Source organism: Caulobacter sp. P1_B12_2, from assembly GCF_056406675.1.
This window is the reverse complement of the sequence record NZ_JBFTZS010000553.1, coordinates 1-2,659: the sequence shown is the minus strand read 5'-3', so window position 1 is coordinate 2,659 and position 2,659 is coordinate 1. Positions and strand designations below refer to the sequence as shown.

Sequence of the window (2,659 nt, the reverse complement as noted above, 5' to 3'; positions counted from 1 at the left end):
GCTGTTCCGGGTCGAGACCTTCGCCAACGTCCATCACCTGGTTTCCACCGTGACCGGCAGGCTGGCGCCGGGCCTGGCGGCGGCCGACCTGCTGCGCGCGGCCTTCCCGCCCGGCTCGATCACCGGCGCGCCCAAGGTCCAGGCCATGAAGGTGATCGCCGAGCTGGAGACGGCGCGCGGACCCTATTGCGGCTCGCTGTTCTGGGCGGGGGTCGACGGGGCGCTGGAATCCAGCGTGCTGATCCGCACAGTCGGTCTTGAACAAGACGCTGAAGGTTGGCGTTTGGAAGCCAGGGCCGGAGCGGGCATCGTCGCCGACAGCGATCCCCACGCCGAGCGCCTGGAGACCGAAGCCAAGTTCGCCGCCCTGCGCCGGGCCCTGATGGAGCCGCCTCGCGGATGACCACTCTGGACGCCTTTCCCTTGCACGCCTCCTTTCCCTTGAATGACAGGGGCCTGCTGCTGGGCGACGGCCTGTTCGAGACGATGCTGTGGACCGGCGAGGGCCTGCCGCACCTCGACGCCCACCTGGCCCGGATGGCGGCCGGCTGTGAAACACTGGGCCTGCCCGCCTTCGACCTGGCTCAGGCCCGCGCGCTCTGCCTGGCCGCGCCGGGCGAGGCCGGGCTGGACAAGGTTCGCGCCGCCGTGCGCCTGACCCTGACGGCCGGCTCCGGGGGGCGGGGGCTGGATCGTCCGGAGGCGCCCGTGCTTCGCCTGGCGGCCAGCGCCGCCGCCGCGCCGCCGGTGACGACGCCGGTCGACCTGGTCCTGGCCAAGACCCGCCGCAACGAGGGCTCGCCCGCCGCCCGGCTGAAGACCCTGTCCTATGTCGACAATGTCCTGGCCCGGGCCGAGGCCAAGGCGGCGGGAGCCGACGAGGCGGTGATGCGCAACAACCACGGCGACCTGACCTGCGCGGCGGCGGCCAATCTGTTCTGGATCACGGACGGGCGGCTGTTCACGCCGGCCCTGCATTGCGGCGTGCTGAACGGCCTGGCCCGGGGGCGGGTGGTCGAGGCGGCGCGAACGCTCGACGTCGAAGTCCACGAGGTGGCGACCGGCGCCGAGGCGCTGGACGAGGCCRAGGCGGTGTTCCTGACCAACAGCCTGATCGGCGTGCGCCCGGCGCGGCGGTTCGAGGGCGAGGCCTTCGGTCCTCATGCGCTGGTCGAGCGCCTGGCCGAAATCGTACGCGAGGCCGCCAAACCTTGACGCGCCAGACCTTGAAGCGCCAGACCTTGAAGCGTCAGACCTTGACGCGTTCGACCTGGTCGGAGAGCCGGGGCCGCAGATAGAAGGTGCGGCGGAAGGTCAGGGTGTTGGGCAGGATCAGCTTGAACACCGAGTCGTACTCATAGCTGGCCTTGCTCATGATCACGCTCTGGCTGGCCGGCAGCACGCTGGGCGGGATGTCGACCACGGCGCCGGCCGCGGGGCAGTCGGTCGGCGAATTGGACTTTTCCGACCAGACCACCACGTCCCGACCGGCGGCGTCGGAGGCGATGCTGACGATGCACATCCGCAGGGTCGAGGTCGGGAACGGCTCCATCAGCACCGAGCCGACGCTGAAGACGTCGTTGCGGCGGGCGTCGGTGAAGCGCTGGTCGCGGGCCACCACGTCGCCGATCGACGCGGTCAGGTGGCTCAGACGCCGCTGAGCCATCATCGCCTCGGTCAGTTCGGCCATGCCGAAGTAGAAGAGGATCAGCAGAGGCGCGATCAGAGCGAACTCGACGGCCGAGACCCCGCGGCGATCACGCCAGAAGTTGGAGAGGCGGCGGGTCATTTGCACTTAATCGGCTCGAGGGTTTCGGAATACGGCTCGTTGGTGAACACCGCCGCGAAGGTGACCTCGCGATTGCCGACCGGGCCGGAGACCGCCTCCTGCAGCAGCGGCGTGATCAGGGGCCACTTGTAGTAGCCGCGCACCAGGACGATCGCGTTGGGACCGCCGGGATCGAAGCAGGTGGCGCCGGCCTTGGGCCGGGGCAGGTCCTTGGTCTCGGCGAACGAAGGCAGGACGCGGACGTCGAGGGTCAGCGCCGACTGGCAGGACCCGCCCAGCCAGGACATCTGGCCGCACACCTTGTCGCGGAACAGGACGGGGTCGTTGCCGCCGGCCTGCACGGTTCCGGTGCGGATCGTGCGGTCGATGGTCATCAACGCGTTGTCCAGGCTCAGCGAGACCAGGAAGGTGAGGCCCAGCTCGATGATAGCGAACACCAGGATCAGGAAGGGGATGGCGACGAAGGCGAACTCGATCGCCGCCGCGCCGTCGTCGGCGCGGGCGAAGCGGCGCAGCAGGCCCAGGCGGGCCAGAAGCTGGCGATGGTGTCGGGCTCGATCGGCCATGGCGGCGTCCGCGTCAGCGCCTTTAAGGAACGTCAGGCGGCCTAATCTAGGCCGGACGTCCCTAATCAGGGGTTTAGGCCCGCGCGATCGCGTGAAGAGTCTAGGGGGTGTGAGGATCTAGGCCCGACGACCTAAGGAACGACGACGACGGCCGAGGGCATGGGCGCGGCGGGCGCGGTGCTGGAGCTCAGCAGCGAGCAGCGGTCGCCGCAGGCGTAGGTCGAGGCGCTGACGCCGCGTTGGACGACGACCGCCTGGGCCGGAACGTTGGAGACCACCACGTCGCGGTCGGCCAGGGCTCGTC

General features: G+C 69.9%; 4 protein-coding genes. 2 read left to right on the top strand and 2 right to left on the bottom strand.

Annotated elements, in window-relative coordinates; all coding sequences use genetic code 11:
• Positions 1-403, top strand: a 403-nt coding sequence (locus tag AC1DZ6_RS23140; RefSeq protein ID WP_477099459.1) for a chorismate-binding protein, incomplete at its 5' end; no start/stop codon positions are given.
• The gene (locus AC1DZ6_RS23135) at positions 400-1,215 is read left to right on the top strand and encodes an aminotransferase class IV (RefSeq protein ID WP_477099458.1); all 816 of its coding nucleotides are present in this window, start codon (positions 400-402) and stop codon (positions 1,213-1,215) included. The genes AC1DZ6_RS23140 and AC1DZ6_RS23135, both read left to right, overlap by 4 nt.
• A gap of 34 nt (positions 1,216-1,249) precedes the next feature.
• On the opposite strand, the gene AC1DZ6_RS23130 is transcribed toward AC1DZ6_RS23135, so the two are convergent.
• Positions 1,250-1,789, bottom strand: a complete 540-nt coding sequence (locus AC1DZ6_RS23130) for a TadE/TadG family type IV pilus assembly protein (protein WP_477099457.1) — start codon at positions 1,787-1,789, stop codon at positions 1,250-1,252.
• Positions 1,786-2,355 (bottom strand): TadE/TadG family type IV pilus assembly protein, encoded by a 570-nt coding sequence (locus AC1DZ6_RS23125; protein ID WP_477099456.1) that lies wholly within the window; start codon positions 2,353-2,355, stop codon positions 1,786-1,788. The genes AC1DZ6_RS23130 and AC1DZ6_RS23125 overlap by 4 nt, the downstream gene beginning before the upstream one ends.
• Positions 2,356-2,659: the final 304 nt, after the last annotated feature.